General features: G+C 34.1%; 22 protein-coding genes. 14 read left to right on the plus strand and 8 right to left on the minus strand.

Features of this window, described 5'->3' with window-relative positions; genetic code table 11:
* Positions 1-152 precede the first annotated feature (152 nt).
* Positions 153-1106 (plus strand): TlpA disulfide reductase family protein, encoded by a 954-nt coding sequence (locus IIF7_RS10950; RefSeq protein WP_176218937.1) that lies wholly within the window; start codon positions 153-155, stop codon positions 1104-1106.
* A gap of 78 nt (positions 1107-1184) precedes the next feature.
* Positions 1185-1394: a hypothetical protein gene (locus IIF7_RS10955; protein ID WP_084841735.1), complete on the plus strand. Its 210-nt coding sequence runs from the start codon at positions 1185-1187 to the stop codon at positions 1392-1394.
* 162 nt (positions 1395-1556) lie between these two features.
* Here the strand turns inward: IIF7_RS10955 and IIF7_RS10960 are convergent, their stop codons facing one another.
* The 4 genes from IIF7_RS10960 to IIF7_RS10975 all read right to left on the minus strand — a co-directional run bounded on the left by IIF7_RS10960 (position 1557) and on the right by IIF7_RS10975 (position 5021).
* Positions 1557-2081, minus strand: coding sequence for a sigma-70 family RNA polymerase sigma factor (locus IIF7_RS10960; RefSeq protein ID WP_084841736.1), 525 nt, complete (start codon positions 2079-2081; stop codon positions 1557-1559).
* 191 nt (positions 2082-2272) lie between these two features.
* Positions 2273-3091 (minus strand): SDR family oxidoreductase, encoded by an 819-nt coding sequence (locus IIF7_RS10965; protein WP_084841737.1) that lies wholly within the window; start codon positions 3089-3091, stop codon positions 2273-2275.
* Between the two features lie 43 nt (positions 3092-3134).
* On the minus strand, positions 3135-4763 hold the full coding sequence (treF, locus tag IIF7_RS10970; protein ID WP_084841738.1) for an alpha,alpha-trehalase TreF: 1629 nt from the start codon (positions 4761-4763) through the stop codon (positions 3135-3137).
* A gap of 60 nt (positions 4764-4823) precedes the next feature.
* Entirely contained in the window at positions 4824-5021 is a 198-nt protein-coding gene (locus IIF7_RS10975; protein WP_139801307.1) for a hypothetical protein, read from the minus strand.
* Positions 5022-5573: 552 nt separating this feature from the next.
* On the opposite strand from IIF7_RS10975, the gene IIF7_RS10980 reads away from it, so the two are divergent.
* Together IIF7_RS10980 and IIF7_RS10985 are read left to right on the plus strand one after the other, a co-directional pair.
* Positions 5574-6032: a GNAT family N-acetyltransferase gene (locus IIF7_RS10980; protein ID WP_084841740.1), complete on the plus strand. Its 459-nt coding sequence runs from the start codon at positions 5574-5576 to the stop codon at positions 6030-6032.
* A 69-nt stretch (positions 6033-6101) separates the two neighbouring features.
* Entirely contained in the window at positions 6102-6908 is an 807-nt protein-coding gene (locus IIF7_RS10985) for an MBL fold metallo-hydrolase (protein WP_084841741.1), read from the plus strand.
* 100 nt (positions 6909-7008) lie between these two features.
* Here IIF7_RS10985 and IIF7_RS10990 read toward each other — a convergent pair whose 3' ends face one another.
* Together IIF7_RS10990 and sucC are read right to left on the minus strand one after the other, a co-directional pair.
* Entirely contained in the window at positions 7009-7356 is a 348-nt protein-coding gene (locus IIF7_RS10990; protein ID WP_084841742.1) for a hypothetical protein, read from the minus strand.
* Positions 7357-7530: 174 nt separating this feature from the next.
* Positions 7531-8724 carry an ADP-forming succinate--CoA ligase subunit beta gene (sucC, locus tag IIF7_RS10995; RefSeq protein ID WP_084841743.1) on the minus strand — a complete coding sequence of 398 codons (1194 nt, stop codon included), beginning with the start codon at positions 8722-8724 and terminating at the stop codon, positions 7531-7533.
* Positions 8725-9028: 304 nt separating this feature from the next.
* Between sucC and IIF7_RS11000 the strand changes: the two genes are divergently transcribed.
* From IIF7_RS11000 to IIF7_RS21210, 3 genes are all read left to right on the plus strand, one after another.
* Positions 9029-10204 carry an MFS transporter gene (locus IIF7_RS11000; protein ID WP_084841744.1) on the plus strand — a complete coding sequence of 392 codons (1176 nt, stop codon included), beginning with the start codon at positions 9029-9031 and terminating at the stop codon, positions 10202-10204.
* Between the two features lie 108 nt (positions 10205-10312).
* Positions 10313-11536: a diaminopimelate decarboxylase gene (gene lysA / locus IIF7_RS11005; RefSeq protein WP_084841745.1), complete on the plus strand. Its 1224-nt coding sequence runs from the start codon at positions 10313-10315 to the stop codon at positions 11534-11536.
* 329 nt (positions 11537-11865) lie between these two features.
* Positions 11866-12102 carry a PLDc N-terminal domain-containing protein gene (locus IIF7_RS21210; protein WP_084841746.1) on the plus strand — a complete coding sequence of 79 codons (237 nt, stop codon included), beginning with the start codon at positions 11866-11868 and terminating at the stop codon, positions 12100-12102.
* 169 nt (positions 12103-12271) lie between these two features.
* On the opposite strand, the gene IIF7_RS11015 is transcribed toward IIF7_RS21210, so the two are convergent.
* Together IIF7_RS11015 and IIF7_RS11020 are read right to left on the minus strand one after the other, a co-directional pair.
* Positions 12272-13312, minus strand: coding sequence for a GMP reductase (locus IIF7_RS11015; RefSeq protein WP_084841747.1), 1041 nt, complete (start codon positions 13310-13312; stop codon positions 12272-12274).
* Between the two features lie 84 nt (positions 13313-13396).
* Entirely contained in the window at positions 13397-13804 is a 408-nt protein-coding gene (locus tag IIF7_RS11020; RefSeq protein ID WP_084841748.1) for a VOC family protein, read from the minus strand.
* 177 nt (positions 13805-13981) lie between these two features.
* Here IIF7_RS11020 and IIF7_RS11025 point away from each other — a divergent pair, with 177 nt between their 5' ends.
* The 7 genes from IIF7_RS11025 (at position 13982) to IIF7_RS11050 (ending at position 18396) form a co-directional block, all read left to right on the plus strand.
* The gene (locus tag IIF7_RS11025) at positions 13982-14560 is read left to right on the plus strand and encodes an NUDIX domain-containing protein (protein WP_084841749.1); all 579 of its coding nucleotides are present in this window, start codon (positions 13982-13984) and stop codon (positions 14558-14560) included.
* A 185-nt stretch (positions 14561-14745) separates the two neighbouring features.
* Positions 14746-14901 carry a hypothetical protein gene (locus IIF7_RS20840; protein WP_176218938.1) on the plus strand — a complete coding sequence of 52 codons (156 nt, stop codon included), beginning with the start codon at positions 14746-14748 and terminating at the stop codon, positions 14899-14901.
* 168 nt (positions 14902-15069) lie between these two features.
* Positions 15070-15645 carry a pentapeptide repeat-containing protein gene (locus IIF7_RS11030; protein ID WP_084841750.1) on the plus strand — a complete coding sequence of 192 codons (576 nt, stop codon included), beginning with the start codon at positions 15070-15072 and terminating at the stop codon, positions 15643-15645.
* Between the two features lies 1 nt (position 15646).
* A complete protein-coding gene (locus IIF7_RS11035) occupies positions 15647-16558 on the plus strand; it encodes an aminotransferase class IV (RefSeq protein ID WP_176218939.1) in 912 nt (303 codons plus the stop codon).
* 28 nt (positions 16559-16586) lie between these two features.
* Positions 16587-17315, plus strand: a complete 729-nt coding sequence (locus tag IIF7_RS11040) for a sulfotransferase-like domain-containing protein (RefSeq protein WP_245801618.1) — start codon at positions 16587-16589, stop codon at positions 17313-17315.
* A 50-nt stretch (positions 17316-17365) separates the two neighbouring features.
* Entirely contained in the window at positions 17366-17941 is a 576-nt protein-coding gene (locus IIF7_RS11045) for a hypothetical protein (RefSeq protein ID WP_084841751.1), read from the plus strand.
* Positions 17938-18396 carry a DUF1801 domain-containing protein gene (locus tag IIF7_RS11050; RefSeq protein ID WP_084841752.1) on the plus strand — a complete coding sequence of 153 codons (459 nt, stop codon included), beginning with the start codon at positions 17938-17940 and terminating at the stop codon, positions 18394-18396. The genes IIF7_RS11045 and IIF7_RS11050 overlap by 4 nt, the downstream gene beginning before the upstream one ends.
* Positions 18397-18458: the final 62 nt, after the last annotated feature.

An 18458-nucleotide genomic window follows, 5' to 3' on the forward strand; every position in this document is an offset into this window, starting at 1 on the left:
ACATCAATCATAAAATTCATCAATCTAAAATGTATTCTTCTATCAAAAACTTAATCATTTCATCTGTTATAAATAATAAATCAAAATTAAGATATTCCATTTTTATTCTCCTAACAGCTAGTCTTGTAATAAGCTGTGTAAAAAAGAAAGAGATGAATGATTTTGTTATTGACGGAGAGATTAATGAAACAAAATTTAAGAATGTAATACTACATACTAACAATACTCAAGATACAGTAAAAATTGTTAATGGAAAATTTCGTTTTAAAGGTGAAGTTTTTCATCCAATGTATGCTGAAATAAAACTAATTGGAGATGAGAAATATTTTCCAATATTTTTAGAATCTGGTAATTTAAAACTAAAATTAGATTCTGAAAATCTAGAAAAATCAGTTTTAAAAAATTCGAAATCAAACAAAGAATACAATAAAGTAAGGGCTCTTAGGGAAGACGATACTTTAAATACGAAATTAATTGAGTATGTTTTTAACCATCCCGATTCCTATGTATCTGCATATTATTCGTATATCATTTCAAGTAAAATTTCTTTGGACTCTACGCAAATATTATATAATAACTTCACACAAAGGATAAAGGAGTGCCATAACGGTAAATGGCTTAAAGAATCACTAAATAAAAGGCATAACACCCAAATAGGCATTAAAATACCAGATTTCAATTTGATAGATTTTAAAAGAGATTCGATTGTTTATTCTGAATTGAAACATAAGAAAATTATTCTTTTTGATTATTGGGCTAGTTGGTGTGTCCCATGTATTAAAAGCTTACCTCATCTTAAGAAAATTCAAGAAAAATATGCTGATAAAGGTTTGGAAATAATCGCTGTAAGCTATCTAGATTTTAATAGAAAACAATGGCTTTCAGCCATTGAAAAATATGAAATAAAGGCCTTCAATAATGTTGCAGCACAATTTATGAATGGTAAAATTGAAAATGACTTTTTTGAAAAGAATTTTTATCATAATGGAATTCCCTTTATTATGCTAGTTGATAAAAAAGGTGAAATTGCAGGCTTATGGAACGAATATTCTCAAGAAAATGAAGATTCTATGGATCGTGTTTTAAAAGAGCTTTTTAATGAATAATATCAGTGTCCAATTTCAAGAATATGAATTTATCCTGAAGATATTAATTTGGATAAACTAATTCTTGTCATACAAAAAATGAAAAAACTACTTTTAATAGGCCTTTGTATCATTCTTACCAGCTGTAGCGATGATGATACGTATTCTGAAATTAACGGAACTTATACAGGATTTTTTGAAAGAGGTGAGCGTACCGGGGAAGTCAGTTTAAGTTTTATTGATGGAATTTATACCGGTGCAACTAAATTTGCAAATTTCCGGCGATTTGTGAAGGAAGCTATGTTGTAAATAACGATACAATCTCTTTCTCAAATGTATGCATTTGGACCGCCGAATTTGACTGGTCTTTGATCTTAAACGGAGACTGGAGGTTTACTTTGCAGGACAATGAACTTATTTTAACGAATAAAATTGGAGATCGATACGTTTTAGATAAAAACTAAGTATAAACTATTCACACAACGCGCATTTGGATTGACCTGTTAGTTTGCCGTTGACATCTGTCTCGTATTTGCAACATTCTTTGAAGCGATTTTTCATAATAGATTTAGAACGCCGTATGCGAGCTTTCGTATTCGCTAATGAAATACCTGTTAATTCTGCCGCTTCTTTTTGTGGTTTTCCATCAACATATACCAGTTTCATGACTTCTTGATATTCCTGTGGCAATTCATTCAAAAATTTATCGAAACAGCAAACTTCTGAAAATGGATGAGAAACTTCTTCAGATTGTTGAAAATCAGGAGTGGAGACTGAAAATTTTGAGTCATTAAAATGGTCGTTTATCTCGTTTCGAATAATCTGAAAGGCCCAGGATTTCAGTTTTCCCGGATGTTTCAGTTTATCCAAATTTTTATGGATCTTTAAAAAAGAAGCCTGTAAAATATCCATAGCAGCATCTTCATTCTTTACTCTCTTCAGAATAAAAAAATAAAATTCTTTCTGATATTTATCCCAAACTTCTCTGGTATCCATAACGATCTTTTTCTAAGCGCAACAAGAACAATTATCGCAATTACAGTTATCGCATGGGCAATTTGCTGCAGCGCAGTTCACGCAATTACACTTATCACATTCACATTGTGTACATTCACATTTACTCATATCTAAAGCTTTTAAATGTAGACTATAATTGCTTTAAAAAGATACAATTTTTAGCAAAAAAATTATCCGTTTCCTTTAAATCCCGGGTAACAGGTCATCCCGCCATCTACATAAATGGTTGTTCCGTTTATGTATTCAGATTCGTCTGAAGCCAACCAGGTTGCTACACGAGCAATATCTTCGGTTTCACCAATTCTATCATAAGGAATAGTTTCTTTCATTTTCTCTCGGCCTTCTTTTGTATCCCAATTATCCTTATTGATATCTGTTTTTATCGCACCGGGAGCAATACTATTTACCCGCACTTTTTTATGCGCATATTCCTGGCAAAGCGTCTTCATTAAAAGTTGAATTCCGCCTTTAGAAGCCGCATAATTTGCATGACCAGCCCACGGAATAATATCGTGAACAGAGCTCATATTAATTATTTTTCCCAAAGATTTTGAAACCTCTGGTCGCATACCACGGCGCATAAATTCTTTAATAGCTTCACGGCAGCATAAAAATTGCCCGGTAAGATTTAGGTTAATCACCGCATTCCAATCATCCAAAGTCATTTCGTGAAAAGCAGCATCTTTTTGCATTCCGGCGTTGGGGATACAAACATCCAGCGTTTCAAACTTGTCGATTGTGGTTTTAAAAAGATTAAGAACATCGTCTTCTTTACTCATATCTCCTTTTACCACTATGGCTTCTCCAGCTCCTTTCTCTTCGCTAATTTTTTGCGCAACTTCTTCGGCCTCTTCTTTACTGGAATGATAATTTATCACCACATTAGAACCTTCTTTGGCCAGCGCAATGGCCATAGCTTTACCAATGCCAGAACTAGATCCGGTAATAATCGATGTTTGGCCACTCAGTTTTTGATTTTCCTTCTGCATAACTTTTTCTTTTAAAGTTAGCCAGATTGAAAGCCAATTTATGTTATTCAGACGTTAATTTCTTATAAACACCATTGCTCCAACCAAATCCGTCTTGCGTTGGATATTCGCCACCACCACTTTCTTTGGATAGATCTTCAACATTATACTTTTCAGTCATTTTATAAGTATTCTTATAAACTTTTTCATTCAAGATTGTCCAGCGTTCTTTAATGGTATTGGCTAATGCTGAAATTTCATAATTCTGAAGTCCTTTGTATGCCATCCATTGCAACGGTGCCCAGCCATTTGGCGCATCCCACTGCTGCCCGCTATGATTTGGCGTACTTACCACACCGCCTTTCATTAAAAGCTGAGATTCGATAATTTCAGCAACCTTTTTTGCTTTTTCTTCTGAAGAGATTTTAAAAAATAACGGATAAACTCCGGCTACAGAAACTACTGAAGTATGTTCACCAGCCGTAAAATCGTAATCCATATAAAAACCTTTTGAAGCATTCCAGAAGTATTTTTCTATAGCACTTGCGCGATCTTCAGCACGTTCTTTGTATTCCCTGGCTTTATCTGGATTTTCGCTGATTAAATATGCTTTTGCGATCGTTTTTTCCAGGTGATATAGTAAACTGTTCAGATCTACCGGTAAAATATCAGTGGTATGAATAGCAGATAAATTGAAGTTTCCATTCGCATCTGGCTTAATCCAACGGCTTGAAAAATCCCAACCCGATTCGGCTGCAGCTCTTAGATTTCGATATACTTCTTCTTCGGTTAAGTCTTCATTCGCGGCGACAGCTTCTTCCGCAGTTTTTATATCTTCACGATAACTTTCTGGTCTCGGCGTATTATTATCATCGTAATATCGATTAAGGATGCTTCCGTCTGACATTCGCACAACACGGTTTATAACCGAATCATTTTCAGAAAGATTTTTGGCGCCTTTCATCCAAAATTGATATTCTTTTTCTAATTCTGGTAAATATTCAGCATAAATACTATCTCCTTTTTCTTCAGCTAAAACATCTAACATCAAGGCATAAAATGGTGGCTGTGATCTGCTTAAATAATAGGTGCGATTTCCGTTAGGTATAAATCCAAATTCGTTAATTAAAAAGGAAAAATTATCGACCATATTCTGAATGGTTTCCACTTCTCCATCAACCTGAAGTCCTAACATCGTAAAATAACTGTCCCAATAATAGATCTCTCTAAAACGGCCACCGGGAATAATGTATGGATTGGGCAAAGGAATTAAAGTTCCGCTTAACTCCTCATCTGCCGGGCGTTTTAAAACCGACCATAATTTTTTGATGTGCGTGCCAATATCTGAAGAATCTGTTTGATATTCTTTTGAAGTTTCTTCTCCGGGAATCTCAAAATTATCCTTTAGAAAGGCCAATATTGTTGAGTCCCCTTTAGTTTTAATTTTCTGATATTCGGTTTTTATACTGTCAATATTTTTCTCTGGAACAGCATCTACAAAAGTTTTACTGTCGCTAAACAGGTTTTCGTTTTGCTGAATATCATAAAAAAGTCCGCCGTATAAATCTTCTGGAGGTAGAATTACGACTTCTTTCTCTTCTACTCTTTCTTCGTTTTTAGTTTCTTCTTTACAGCTAATAAAGCATAAAAAAAGAATGAAAATATATACTGATTTTGGTTGAAATCTTATCATATTTTTAATATTCAGTTAGAACATATATAAATATAAATAAGATCCTTAACTTTTGGGAAGTTAAGAGCGCTTAATTGCCTTTTGACCTCTTTTTACGCGATGTGAACCATTGTAGAAGAGCTGAATAGAATCATTATCCTGTTTTTTTAATCGTTTTTGGTATTGAAGCGGAGCGATAACACGTTCTTCTCCTGATACACCACTGCAGGCTAGAAAAAGAATAATACTTAAGATGCTTAAAGACTTAAAAAACTTCATGTGATATAGCTTGGTTGGTGTATACAATGTTAGCCAAAAGCAAAAAGCAGCAACATACCCACGCAAGGGGATATTTTACAGAATTCAATTGCTTTTAAGGTTAGAACGGGGATTTAGAACATATAAAATGGAATAAAAACAGATTAGTTTTTTAACCAAAATTGGGTTTTATTCTGCTGCAATGCTCTTCAAAAAAAGAAGCTAAGTAGTGAACGTTATTTTACTAATTCTGGATTTGCTTAATGAGTAAGCGCATAAAATTTACATTTTTTGAAGAGCTAGCAGAAAAACTAAAAGCTAAGACAAATAAATTCAAACATTCGATTAGGTACACTAATCGCTATCTAAATCACATCTAATATATTGATTTACAGTATGATTAAAAATACCCAATAGTAGGTATTTTTAATTTTAGATTAAAAAAGAAATCAAGATTCGATAATTAAAAAGCCAATTTTAAGTAAAAATATCACTGCTATAATAGGTTTATTATTTAGGATTAAGGTGTCTAAATTAGCTGTTAAAATGATACTTTAGCCAAAAATTAGCAGCATGGAAATTATAAGTTTTGAACCAAAATATAGTAGGAACTTTAAAGATTTGAATATCGAATGGTTAGAAAAATTCTTTTGGGTAGAACCTCACGATGAAGAAGTTTTAGGGAATCCAGAGAAATACATTATAACACCGGGTGGAGAAATTTTCTTTGTAAAAGAAAACGAAGAAATAATTGGTTGTGTAGCCCTAATGAAGATTGAAGAAAACATATTCGAACTAACAAAAATGGCCGTTTCGCCCAAGCACCGTGGCAAACAAATAGGGCAAAAGCTAATGGCGCATACCATTAAATTTGCCAAAAATCAGGATTGGGAAACGCTTATTATTTATAGCAGTAGAAAACTGGAAAATGCGCTTCACATTTATCGAAAATTCGGTTTTATAGAAATCCCAATCGAAGAAAATAATCCTTACGCACGTGGAGACATAAAAATGAAACTCGGCTTATCTTAAATCTTTGTAAAACAAGCCATTGTTTTATTTGTCTTCTTTAATTTTATGCTACAATCAAAATCAAGCAAAATGAAAAAACTAATTTTAACTCTAGCTACGATTTCAGCTTTAATCGGCTGTAAAAATAACAAGTCTGAAGCTGAACCTGGGGAAATGATTCCTGCTGAAGATAGTACCAGTATGACAGAGGAAATGGTAAACTCTGAAGAAACCAGTATCAACATTACACCTGTTTCACATGCTACAGCAGTAATAAACTGGGGAGATGCTGTTTTTTATACAGATCCAGTTGGTGGTGCCGGTTCATTTGAAAATATGGATAAACCAGATTTTGTTTTGGTTACAGATATTCATGGTGATCACATGAATGCTGAAACCTTGGAAGGTCTGGAACTTGGTGAAACCAAAATTATTGTTCCTAAAGCGGTACAGGAAAAATTACCAGAGTCTTTACAAAGCAATTTACTGGTGATGGCAAACGGAGAAACTAAAGAAATTAATGGCTTTTCTATTGAAGTTATCCCTATGTACAATTTACCAGAAGCTGAAGATGCCATGCACGTAAAAGGCCGTGGAAATGGCTATGTTTTAGAGAAAGATGGTAAACGCTTATATATTTCTGGAGATACAGAGGATATTCCAGAAATGCGTGATCTTAAAAATATTGATGCTGCATTGGTTTGTATGAATCTTCCTTATACTATGCCCGTAGATCAGGCTGCTGAAGGTGTTTTGGCATTTGCTCCTAAAAAAGTATATCCTTATCACTACCGTGGCCAAGACGGACTTGCAGATGTTGAAAAATTTAAATCTCTTGTAGAAGAAAAAAGCGATAGCATTGAAGTGATTTTGCTAGACTGGTATCCAGAGATGTAATTTTTGGCAAAAGCATATAAAAAAATAAGGCTGTGAGTTGATGTGCTCACAGCCTTTGTAGTTTTCTACGTTTATTGATTGATCTTTAGGAAAGGGCGATTTAGTTTGCTTTAAGGGTAACTGGTAATTTGAATTCTTCTACATCTGGATTAACCGGACACTTAATTTTCTTGTAGTTCAATTTTTCCTTGATAAAACGCTCTACAACTTTGTTTTCTGCTTCTACAGATAAGACAACGATTTCGTTATCCTTATTAATTGCAAGAAGAACATTAGCTTTGGCATCTTTCTTAAGATTAAGTTTATGATGTTTTAGTAAAGAAGAAATTTCTATACTCATCATTCTTGGATCTGGCTGAGTAGCCGTTTCTGGATTGTTTGCATTTACAGCTACTGTACTGCAAATTGCGATTGCTAAGGCTAGCAATAAAGATTGGAATCTTTTCATGATTAAAAATGTTTAAAAAGTTAATACACTTAAAAGACGATAGTAAAACAGCTTTTGTTACACAATTCATTGATTTTTAAGATGTTTTTAACGTTTCAATAAAAAAGACCCTAAAATATTGATATAAAAAAAGCTCGCATATAGCGAGCTTTTCTAATAATATGTAAAAACAGATTAAGAAAGTACAGCCTGTACTTTATCTGCTGCTTCTTTAAATTGTACTGCACTAGATACTGCTAATCCACTTTCGTCGATTAATTTTTTAGCAACATCTGCATTGGTACCCTGTAATCTTACAATAATTGGCACTTTAATAGCATCACCCATATTTTTATAAGCATCTACGATACCTTGTGCCACACGGTCACAACGTACAATACCTCCAAAAATATTTACAAGAATAGCTTCTACTTTTTCATCTTTTAAGATTAATCTAAAAGCTTCTTCTACACGTTTAGCATCTGCAGTACCTCCAACATCTAGGAAGTTTGCAGGTTCACCTCCCGCTTGTTTAATAAGATCCATAGTTGCCATTGCAAGACCTGCACCGTTAACCATACATCCTACGTTACCATCTAGATCTACATAGTTAAGACCAACTTCTTTAGCTTCAACTTCAGTTGGGTTTTCTTCACGCTTATCACGCATTTCTGCGTAATCTTTGTGACGGAAAAGTGCATTATCATCTAAAGTAACTTTAGCATCTACTGCTAAAATTTTATCGTCACTTGTTTTAAGTACCGGGTTAATTTCGAATAAAGAAGAATCAGACTTATCGAAAGCTGTGTAAAGAGACATAACAAATTTCGTCATTTCTTTAAAAGCAGCACCGCTAAGACCAAGATTAAATGCAATTCTTCTAGCCTGGAAAGGTAAAATACCTGTTGCAGGATCGATCTCTTCAGTAAAGATTAAATGCGGAGTTTCTTCAGCAACAGTTTCGATATCCATTCCACCTTCAGTAGAATACATAATCATATTGCGACCTGTTGCACGATTTAGTAAAACAGACATGTAATATTCTTCTGGCTCACTATCTCCTGGGTAATAAACATCTTCTGCTACGTATACCTGATGCACTTTTTTACCTTCAGCAGAAGTTTGTGGAGTTACAAGATTCATCCCAATGATTTCTCCTGCGATTTGCTCTACTTCTTTAAGGTTTTTTGCAAGCTTAACGCCGCCTCCTTTACCACGACCACCAGCATGAACCTGTGCTTTGATCACATGCCATCCAGTCCCGGTTTGCTCTGTTAATTCTTTTGCGGCTTTTACAGCTTCTTCCGCAGTTTGGGCTACGATCCCTCTTTGAGTACGTACTCCAAAGCTGCCTAGAATCTCTTTTCCTTGATATTCGTGTATGTTCATAATCAGGTATTTCTTCAGTTTTAATTATGGTACACAAAAGTAACAAATGTAAAAGTATTAGACCAACAAATTTTCCTTAAACATTAAAATAAAGCCCTGTAAATACATAGATTCATTGGGATATCATCACATATTTCCCATAAGACTATAAGGTTATCGTAAATATTAGTAAGTATTTTCTTGTTTCTGCCGATTCTCAACTATTTTTGCGCTTTTATTTTAGGCAGAATTTAAAGCTTCATTTATAAGCATTAAATTAGCTGAATTCGATTTTTTTTTAGAAAACAGAAAAATAATATTGCTTATGAATAAGGGTTTAATTGCACTAGCTATAGGTGGCTTTGGTATAGGAATGACCGAATTTGTTATTATGGGAATCTTACCTGATGTTGCCACCGCCCTGGATATTAGCATTCCTCAGGCAGGACACTTTATTTCAGCCTACGCGTTGGGTGTGGTCGTGGGTGCTCCTCTTTTAACCGGAATAGGCGGCAAATGGCCAGCACATAAAACCTTACTTTTCTTAATGTTGTGGTTTACGGTTTTTAATTCTTTATCTGCCTTTGCAGATAGTTATACCTTATTATTAATCTCCAGATTTTTATCAGGATTACCACATGGTGCATTTTTTGGAATTGGTGCTGTTGTGGCCAGTAAACTGGCAAAACCTGGGAAGGAAGCCAGGGCTATTGCCACGATGTTTACTGGGCTTACTTTGGCCAATGTTATTGGTGTGCCACTAGGTACTTATTTTGGCCATAACTTTAGCTGGAATGTAGCTTTTATGCTGGTTGGTATTGTAGGAATTTGTGCTATTTTGGGAATTAAATTTTGGATGCCAGAACTTCCAAAAAGCTCTCCAGATGGTATCGCAAAAGACTTTAAGGTTCTAAAGAAATTAGAGCTTTGGATGGTTATTTTACTTACGACCATTGGTACCGGAGGTTTCTTTGCATGGTATAGTTATATCGCTCCTTTAATAACAGAAATTGCGGGACATCCTGAAACTGTTGTAAGTTATGCCATGATCCTTGCAGGCCTTGGAATGGTAACAGGTAATTTTATAGGAGCAAAATTGGCCGAAAGCTTCTCTCCAATATATGCGGTGTTAATCTCTTTAATCTTAATGGTTGTTGCATTGGTAGCAAATACCTATCTGGCTTACGATCAAGTTGGTGTTTTAGTAATGACGTTTTTAATAGGGACCATCGCTTTTTGTCTTTCTACACCAGTACAAATGGCGGTGATAAATTCGGCTAAAGGATCTGAAATGCTGGGATCTTCTCTTAATCAAAGTGCTTTTAATATGGGAAATGCTTCAGGAGCTTATTTAGCTGGTTTACCTATCGCTGCGGGTTATGCATATACATCTGCAGATTTAGTAGGTGCAGGTATGGCTAGTGCAGGTATTATAATCACTTTCGTAGTTATTTATATAAGAAAGAAAAATAAAAAAGCAGGGCAAACGGCACAAGCTTAATTCAACAGAAATAACAAATTGTTTGAATTCGTTATTTTTTTAGCATTCTTTTGTTAAGAAAACAAATAGCCCTGTATTTTTGGCTTCAGAAAAAATTAGAGAACAGAAATGACAAATCAAGATCTTCTTGCTATTGCCGCCGAATATGGTAGCCCGGTTTATGTATATGATGCTGACAAAATTGAAGCGCAATATAAACGTCTTACCAATGCTTTTAGCAGCGTTAAAAACCTAAGAATACATTATGCTGTAAAGGCACTTTCTAATATTTCTGTTCTTAAGTTTTTAAACAAATTAGGAAGCGGTTTAGATACGGTAAGCATCCAGGAAGTAAGACTAGGTTTAAAAGCTGGCGTAGATCCTTCAAAAATTATCTTTACTCCAAACGGAGTTTCTCTTGAAGAAATCGAAGAAGTTGCGAAACTTGGCGTTCAAATAAATATCGATAATCTATCTATATTAGAACAATTTGGAAGTCGCCATCCTAAAACTCCGGTTTGTATAAGGATTAATCCTCATGTTATGGCCGGCGGAAATTCCAAAATTTCTGTAGGACATATCGATTCTAAATTTGGGATCTCTATTCACCAAATGCCTTTATTAAAAAGGATCGTCGAGAATACAGGGATGACTATTAACGGAATTCACATGCATACGGGTAGTGATATTCTGGATATTCAGGTTTTTATACAAGCTTCAGAAATTTTATTTGATGCCGCTAAAAACTTTAAAAACCTGGAATTTATCGATTTTGGAAGCGGATTTAAAGTACCTTATAAACCTGGTGATATTGAAACCGATATTGAAGAATTAGGCGCTCAGCTTTCTAAGAAATTTAAAGCCTTTTGTGCTGAATATGGTAAAGAACTTACCCTTGCCTTCGAGCCAGGAAAGTATCTGGTAAGTGAATCTGGAAAGTTTTTAGCCAAAGTAAATGTGATCAAACAAACAACCTCGACGGTTTTTGCCGGTATCGATACTGGTTTTAACCATTTGATAAGACCAATGTTCTACGGTTCTCATCACGAAATTCATAATATTTCGAATCCAGACGGAAAACAGCGATTCTACTCGGTTGTAGGCTATATTTGCGAAACCGATACTTTTGCTTCTAATCGCCGAATTACTGAAATTACTGAAGGTGACATTCTTGCATTTAGCAATGCAGGAGCCTATTGTTATTCGATGTCCAGCAATTTTAATTCTAGATTCCGCCCTGCTGAAATTTTATGGTATCAAGGCGAAGCACATTTAATTAGAGAAAGAGAAACTTTTGATGATCTTTTAAGACATCAAGTAGAAATAGATTTTACAGCTAAAAAGAAAAAATAGCTGATTAGGAAAATCAAAGAATTGCAACTTAACAATTGTTGTTACCTAAAAAAGAGGCAAAAATTATCTAATATTAGCTATTAGTAAAGGTAATTTTTCGCCTCTTTTTCAGTTTTATAAGGCGTTTAAAATGTTAAAATTAGAAAGCCTTTAAGAAACTTCAAGATTATTAGAATTGCTATAAAGCCTCATTATTGCTTCAATTAGAAACAAATTCATATTTCAATAGAATATACATTTAATAATTAAGCAGAATTAAATTAACATAAACTTAATTTTGTCTTATATTTTTATTATATTCGTAAGACCAAACACTTTAACATTGTATTATGAATTTTATAGATCAAGAATTACAGTTCTTTATCCTTCAGTCTTTAGGCTTGCTGGCTATAATTTTCCCAGCATTTTGCATTCTGAGTATTATAAGGAATTCTAATTCATTTAAAAAGAAAATGCGGTTGACGTGGACTTTAGTGGTGATTCTACTCCCTATAATTGGATCATTTCTATACCTATCGATCGGAAGAGAACAAGTTTTAAATACTGAAATACAGTCTAATATTTAAATTGGACTATATCGTTTTCAGTAAACTACCTAGGGACAAACCTTCGAGTATTCATTGAAAACAAATTTTTAATTTCGAGGCAAGCCTAGGGATATTATACCTTTTGGCGGTGCCAATAAAAAACTCCCGATAAAATTGGGAGTTTTTTATTGATCATAATCTATTGTAATTATTTGCTGTAAACCGTATTTTCCTGTTCTGCCACTCTAATAAAAGTAGTTCGTTTAGTTAGCTCTTTTAACCTGGCCGCACCAACATAAGTACAGGTACTTCTAATTCCGCCTAAAATATCCTGTAATGTATTTTCAACAGCACCACGATAAGGAACTTCAACTGTTTTTCCTTCACTCGCACGATATTCGGCTACACCACCGGCATGTTTATCCATCGCAGTAGCAGAACTCATTCCGTAGAAACGTTTAAATTTATTCCCCTCCAGTTCAATAATATCACCTCCACTCTCATCGTGACCGGCCAACATTCCGCCAAGCATTACAAAATCGGCACCAGCACCAAAAGCTTTCGCTACATCACCGGGAATAGCACAACCACCATCACTAATTATTTGTCCGCCCAGGCCATGTGCCGCATCTGCACATTCAATAATGGCAGATAATTGTGGGTAACCAACACCTGTTTTTACCCGTGTAGTACACACAGATCCTGGCCCAATACCAACTTTTATAATATCTGCTCCGGCGATAAGTAATTCTTCAACCATTTCGCCAGTAACTACATTTCCGGCGATAATAACTTTATCTGGATAGTTTTCTCTTGTATTTTTCACAAATTCTACAAAATGTTCAGAATAGCCATTCGCAACATCAATACAAATAAATTTAAGATCTTTAGAAAGTGCTAAAACCGCTTTTAACTTTTTAGAATCTTCTTTTCCTGTTCCAGTACTTACGGCTATGTAATTTTTAAGTGCTAAAGGGGTTTCGTTTAAAAAAGCCTCCCATTCTTTTAAGGAATAGTGTTTATGAATGGCGGTAAACAATTGCTTTTCTGCAAGTTTTTTAGCCATCTCAAAAGTTCCTACGGTATCCATATTGGCCGCCATTATTGGAACTCCCGTCCAGGTAATATTGCTATGCAAAAATGTGTATTCTCTTTCTAAACTTACCTGAGATCTACTTTTTAAGGTAGATCGTTTAGGGCGTATCATTACATCTTTAAATCCAAGTTTTAAATCCTGCTCAATTCTCATTCAACTTTTAATTTGGTTACTCTCAAAAATAAAAGTTAGTTTTTTATAATCTGGGCTTTAAAGCATAAATTTCAGTACTTAATTTTAAAAATCTTCCAACTTACTGTTATTCACCTCAATCCAATACCCATCTGGATCCTTAAAATAAATTTGCTCTACACCATCGGGCCGTGTATTGGTTGTATCTGCTATACCCGCACTATTTTCAAAAGCCACATTTTGTTTCCGAAGAAATTCTATAAAACCAAATAAATTTGAAGTATTAAAAGCTAGATGAACCCCCTTATTTTTCTCGGTTTTCTCATTACTTTCTATTAAATGAATCTGCACATCGTTACTGGCCTTTACCCATTTAAATTTTTCTCCCAAACCAGCATTATATATTTCCTTAAATCCTAAAATATCTCGATAGAACTGAAGTGAAACCTGCAAATCTGCAACTAACAATGCATCGTGATCTTTTTGTAAACCGAAATGATTTTGAGTTTCCATAGTGACCTTTATTTAATTTCTATTGTATACAAAATGCAAGATAGTAGAATTTGAAATTATATATTTTTTGAAGCAATTTTTGAAAATCAATCTCTCTAGAAAGTTTTATTAGATTACTCTTAAAAGAGTTTTTTGCTGAAACCAAAAAAGCTAACTTTACCATTAAAAGCTTAGATCTTGAAGAAAATAGAAATTTTAGAAAAGAAAGTACTATCTAACGAATGGGCTGTTTTAAATGAATATGTTTATAGTTTTGAACGTAAAGATGGCACCAAACAAATACATAACCGTGAAGTTTATGATAAGGGAGACGGCTCTGCCATTATACTTTACAACAAAGAATCCAATAAAATTATTCTAACCCGCCAATTTAGAATCCCTACTTATGTTAATGGCAACCAAAACGGTTATATGATTGAAGCTTGTGCAGGATTATTAGATGGGCTTACACCTGAAGAGTGCGTGGTAAAAGAAACTGAAGAAGAAACCGGTTATAAAATTGAAACGCCAAAAAGATTATTTCATTCTTATATGGTGGCCGGCGCCGTTACTGAAATTATTTACTTTTTTATTGCTCCTTATAATGAATCTATGAAAGTTACCAAGGGTGGTGGCTTAGAAGATGAAGGCGAAGAAATTGAAGTTTTAGAATACGATTTTGATGAAGCCTACAATATGATCTTTACAGGCGAGATAATTGACGCAAAAACAATTATGCTTTTACAGCACATGAAAATTGAAAAAATAATGGAATAATATTCCGATAACTAAAAATTTCGACTAATAATTTTCCGTTTTTAAACGTTATTAACATTTTCAGGAGTATTTTTCCCAAAAAATCCATATATTGCACCCATACCGAAAATAACCCTATTCTAACTAATTATAGTTTTAAGCTCTTAGCGCTTAACTTAACCATCAAATAGGCGAATATGCCACGAATGAAAAAGCAACGAATATTAGGAACCATTTCACTAATATTTGCATTACTCATTTTTGAATTAGATAGGACCGGAGAACTTGTTTTAGTTTCAGGAGCACTTCTTGGCTTAGGGGTAAGTTTATTCTTCATTCCGCTTATAAAAAGAGCTTTATAAACATCCTGTTTATAAGCTTACGTTCTATTTTAAAATCCCATCCTTAAATTGGATTATTGCGGACGGAAAAACTCTTCACTTTTTTTTTAAACATTTAGGAATCAGCATTTAAAATTCCAAAACAATTCTTTATCCTTGCAATAGCTAATTAACCGAACTTGAAAAGTAATGACCAATCGAGCATATTGTGACGAGGAGGAATTTATAAACCTAGATTTCCAAAAAACAGTTTTTAATAAAGGAGAATACGAGTACTGTACGTTTAAAAACTGCAATTTTAATGCTGTAAATTTATCTGCCGTTAGTTTCTCTGAATGCGAATTTTTAGACTGCGACTTTAGTAATGCAAATATTAAAAACACCCAATTTAACCAGGTGAAATTTGAATCCTGTAAACTTATAGGTTTAGGTTTTGATGGCTGCAACGATTTTTTACTTTCATTTCAGTTTGTTCACTGTAGCTTAGATTTTTCTTCCTTTTACAATCTAAAACTAAAAAGTACATTTTTTGAAAGCTGCTCCCTTAAAGAAGTAGACTTTAGCAATAGTGATTTTTCTGAATCTATTTTTAGCAATTGTGATTTACAGGGAGCTATTTTTGAAAATACTAATTTACAGAAATGCGATTTTAAGTCGGCCAAAAATTTCAATATTCACCCTTCAGAAAATCAAATCTCTAAAGCTATTTTTTCTTCAGAAAATTTAAGCGGACTCTTACAAAGTTTCAATATAAAGATTGAATAATATGATTCACGGAACACACAATGCTATAGAAGATCCCAGAAATGCAAACATAAAGATCATGATTAACGATGAATTTTATGATCGCCAGGATGCGAAAATCTCTGTTTTTGACAGTGGTTATTTAGTTGGCGATGGTATTTGGGAAGCTTTTAGATTACATAAAGGACATTTGGCTTTTTCAGAGATGCATTTAAAACGTCTTTGGAGCGCTGCCGCCAGTGTTGGAATGACTTTCCCTTTTAGTAAAAAAGAATTACTGGATAAAGTATGGAAAGTTATCGAGCTTAACCAGATGCAGGATAATGTTCATGTTAGAGTAATGATTACCCGTGGTATTAAAAAAACACCTTCACAAGATCCAAGATTAACCATTAGCGGGCCAAATGTTGTGATTATTGCTGAACATAAAAAAGCCAACCAGGATAGCAAAGAAAAGGGAATTACTTTATTTACAAGTACGATTAGAAGAGGTAGCCCAGATTATTTGGACCCTCGTTTAAATTGCCATTCTAAATTACACGAAGTACAGGCTTTAGTACAAGCTATTGAAGCTGGTGCAGATGAAGCACTAATGTTAGACATTAATGGCTTTGTTAGTACCTGCAACGCTACAAATTTCTTTATTGTTCGTGATAATGAAGTTTGGACCTCTACTGGTGAGTATTGTATGAATGGTATCACACGCCAAAATGTTATTAGAGTTTGTGAAAAACACGATGTGGTTTGTAAACAAAAAAACTTCTCGTTATTTGACGTTTATAATGCAGATGAGGCTTTTGTAACAGGAACTTTTGGCGGACTAACACCTGTTACTAAAATTGATGGTAGAATTATTGGGGAAGGCAAATACGGCGATTTCACAAAAAAACTAAGTGGTTTTTACGAGCAATTAATTGAAGAAGAATGCGCTTAAAAACATCCAATATTAGCAATTAACCAAAATGAATACACCAGATATTAAGCGAATTTGCCTGTGGTCTTGCCCTCGTAATATTTCTACGGCTACCATGTATTCTTTCGCACAACGCAGCGATACTAAAGTTTACGACGAACCTCTTTACGGCTATTATCTAAAAGAAACCAATGCCGCCGCTTATCATCCCGGGGCAAACCAAATTATGGATAGTATGGAATGTAACGGAGATAAAGTTGTAGAGATGATGCTAAATTCACAAGAAAAACCAGTGTTGTTTTTTAAGAATATGACGCATCATTTATTAAATCTGGATACCTCATTCTTAAAAAACGTTACCAATGTTTTGCTTACCAGAGATCCCAGGGATATGATTCCGTCTTTTCATCAGGTGATCAAAAATCCAAAAATGCAGGATGTTGGCTATTTAGCACATACTGAAATTCTTAAAAAATTGGATCAATTAAATGCAAAGACCATTGTATTGGATTCTACTGAAACTTTAAAAGATCCTGCAGCTAAGCTTAGAAAGCTCTGCGATTTTATTGGAGTTCCGTTTGAAGAAAATATGCTTCATTGGGAAGCCGGACCAATTAAAGAAGATGGGGTTTGGGCAGCACACTGGTACGGAAACGTACATAAATCTACCGGTTTCAATAAATACGAACCAAAAGAAAAAGAAATTCCGCATCAATTAAAACCGCTTTTAGAAGAATGTATACCACATTACGAGGTTTTAAAAAGACGCTCTATTTAAATAATTTCAGAAATAATTATATTTGAAATTCGCTCTCTAACTTATAAAACATGCAAGAAAGACTAGACATCATCAACATTTTTAGATTCAATAAAAAAGAAATTGATGATTACGATAAAAAAGTAAAAAGACTAAAAAGGTGGTCGTATTTTATCCTGTTTTACTGTGTACTTGCCTGGTCGCTCATCTTAATTACCATTGTGATGGATTTAGTTTCAAATTCTGCTTTGCTGGTGTGGGAAGAAGCAGGTGTTTTGGTAATGATGGCCATCGTAGCGCTAACATTTTGTTCAAAAATAATGAGTCAGATTCAATTAATTAGTCACGAAAATTTTCTTCTAAAAAAGCCCAAAATTAGCTCAGATTATAACGAAAGTTTTAAAAGTCTTGTAAAAAAGGCCAATCTTAGGTTTTATCCAGAACTTCCATTAGCAATTTTGGGAGTAATCATATTTATTTCAGCTATTCTTATCACCGGCTTTAAAAATATGACTTATAGCGCTACAATTTGGGAATATGCAAAAATTGCCATTGTGCTATTTTTTGTGATTGAAGTTATTTCAATCTTTAAACTACAACAGGGATTAAAACAGAATATTAGCAAAGCTGAATCGTCTAAAGCATGAAAACCGAAGCTGTTACTCCAAAGGAATATATAGAAAGCCTGCCAGAAGATCGACAGCTTAAAATCCAAAAACTAAGAGAAGTTATAACAGCTAATCTCCCTAAAGGTTTTGAAGAAACGATGAATTACGGAATGATTGGTTATGTGGTACCACATTCTATTTACCCAAACGGGTATCATTGCGATGCTGCCATGCCACTCCCTTTTATGAATATTGCTTCACAAAAAAATCACATTACAATATATCATAATGGCATATATGCAGATTCTAAACTTTTAGAATGGTTTATTTCTGAATATAAAAAATATAGCTCTAAAAAGCCCAATATGGGCAAAAGCTGTATACGTTTTAGTAAAACGCAAGAAATTCCGTATCAATTATTTGGCGACCTGGCATCAAAATTGAAACCATTAGATTGGATTGCGATTTATGAGGCGCAAACTAAAAAAAGCTAAGCTTATTGTGTAAAGGAACAGGTTTAACATTAAAGGCAGGAATGCTGTTAAAACCCTCCAAA

The organism is Zunongwangia atlantica 22II14-10F7, assembly GCF_002094855.1.
Taxonomy (GTDB): Bacteria; Bacteroidota; Bacteroidia; order Flavobacteriales; family Flavobacteriaceae; genus Zunongwangia; species Zunongwangia atlantica.

Coding starts and splice junctions, on each gene's coding strand:
- IIF7_RS10955 (WP_084841735.1), top strand. CDS start 1,185: ATGAAAAAACTACTTTTAATAGGCCTTTGTATCATTCTTACCAGCTGT.
- IIF7_RS11035 (WP_176218939.1), top strand. CDS start 15,647: ATGATTCACGGAACACACAATGCTATAGAAGATCCCAGAAATGCAAAC.
- IIF7_RS11045 (WP_084841751.1), top strand. CDS start 17,366: ATGCAAGAAAGACTAGACATCATCAACATTTTTAGATTCAATAAAAAA.
- IIF7_RS10990 (WP_084841742.1), bottom strand. CDS start 7,356: ATGAAAAGATTCCAATCTTTATTGCTAGCCTTAGCAATCGCAATTTGC.
- IIF7_RS10985 (WP_084841741.1), top strand. CDS start 6,102: ATGAAAAAACTAATTTTAACTCTAGCTACGATTTCAGCTTTAATCGGC.
- IIF7_RS11040 (WP_245801618.1), top strand. CDS start 16,587: ATGAATACACCAGATATTAAGCGAATTTGCCTGTGGTCTTGCCCTCGT.
- IIF7_RS11020 (WP_084841748.1), bottom strand. CDS start 13,804: ATGGAAACTCAAAATCATTTCGGTTTACAAAAAGATCACGATGCATTG.
- lysA (WP_084841745.1), top strand. CDS start 10,313: ATGACAAATCAAGATCTTCTTGCTATTGCCGCCGAATATGGTAGCCCG.
- IIF7_RS11050 (WP_084841752.1), top strand. CDS start 17,938: ATGAAAACCGAAGCTGTTACTCCAAAGGAATATATAGAAAGCCTGCCA.
- IIF7_RS21210 (WP_084841746.1), top strand. CDS start 11,866: ATGAATTTTATAGATCAAGAATTACAGTTCTTTATCCTTCAGTCTTTA.
- IIF7_RS11000 (WP_084841744.1), top strand. CDS start 9,029: ATGAATAAGGGTTTAATTGCACTAGCTATAGGTGGCTTTGGTATAGGA.
- sucC (WP_084841743.1), bottom strand. CDS start 8,724: ATGAACATACACGAATATCAAGGAAAAGAGATTCTAGGCAGCTTTGGA.
- IIF7_RS11015 (WP_084841747.1), bottom strand. CDS start 13,312: ATGAGAATTGAGCAGGATTTAAAACTTGGATTTAAAGATGTAATGATA.
- IIF7_RS10960 (WP_084841736.1), bottom strand. CDS start 2,081: ATGGATACCAGAGAAGTTTGGGATAAATATCAGAAAGAATTTTATTTT.
- IIF7_RS10965 (WP_084841737.1), bottom strand. CDS start 3,091: ATGCAGAAGGAAAATCAAAAACTGAGTGGCCAAACATCGATTATTACC.
- IIF7_RS10980 (WP_084841740.1), top strand. CDS start 5,574: ATGGAAATTATAAGTTTTGAACCAAAATATAGTAGGAACTTTAAAGAT.
- IIF7_RS11030 (WP_084841750.1), top strand. CDS start 15,070: ATGACCAATCGAGCATATTGTGACGAGGAGGAATTTATAAACCTAGAT.
- treF (WP_084841738.1), bottom strand. CDS start 4,763: ATGATAAGATTTCAACCAAAATCAGTATATATTTTCATTCTTTTTTTA.
- IIF7_RS10975 (WP_139801307.1), bottom strand. CDS start 5,021: ATGAAGTTTTTTAAGTCTTTAAGCATCTTAAGTATTATTCTTTTTCTA.
- IIF7_RS20840 (WP_176218938.1), top strand. CDS start 14,746: ATGAAAAAGCAACGAATATTAGGAACCATTTCACTAATATTTGCATTA.
- IIF7_RS10950 (WP_176218937.1), top strand. CDS start 153: ATGAATGATTTTGTTATTGACGGAGAGATTAATGAAACAAAATTTAAG.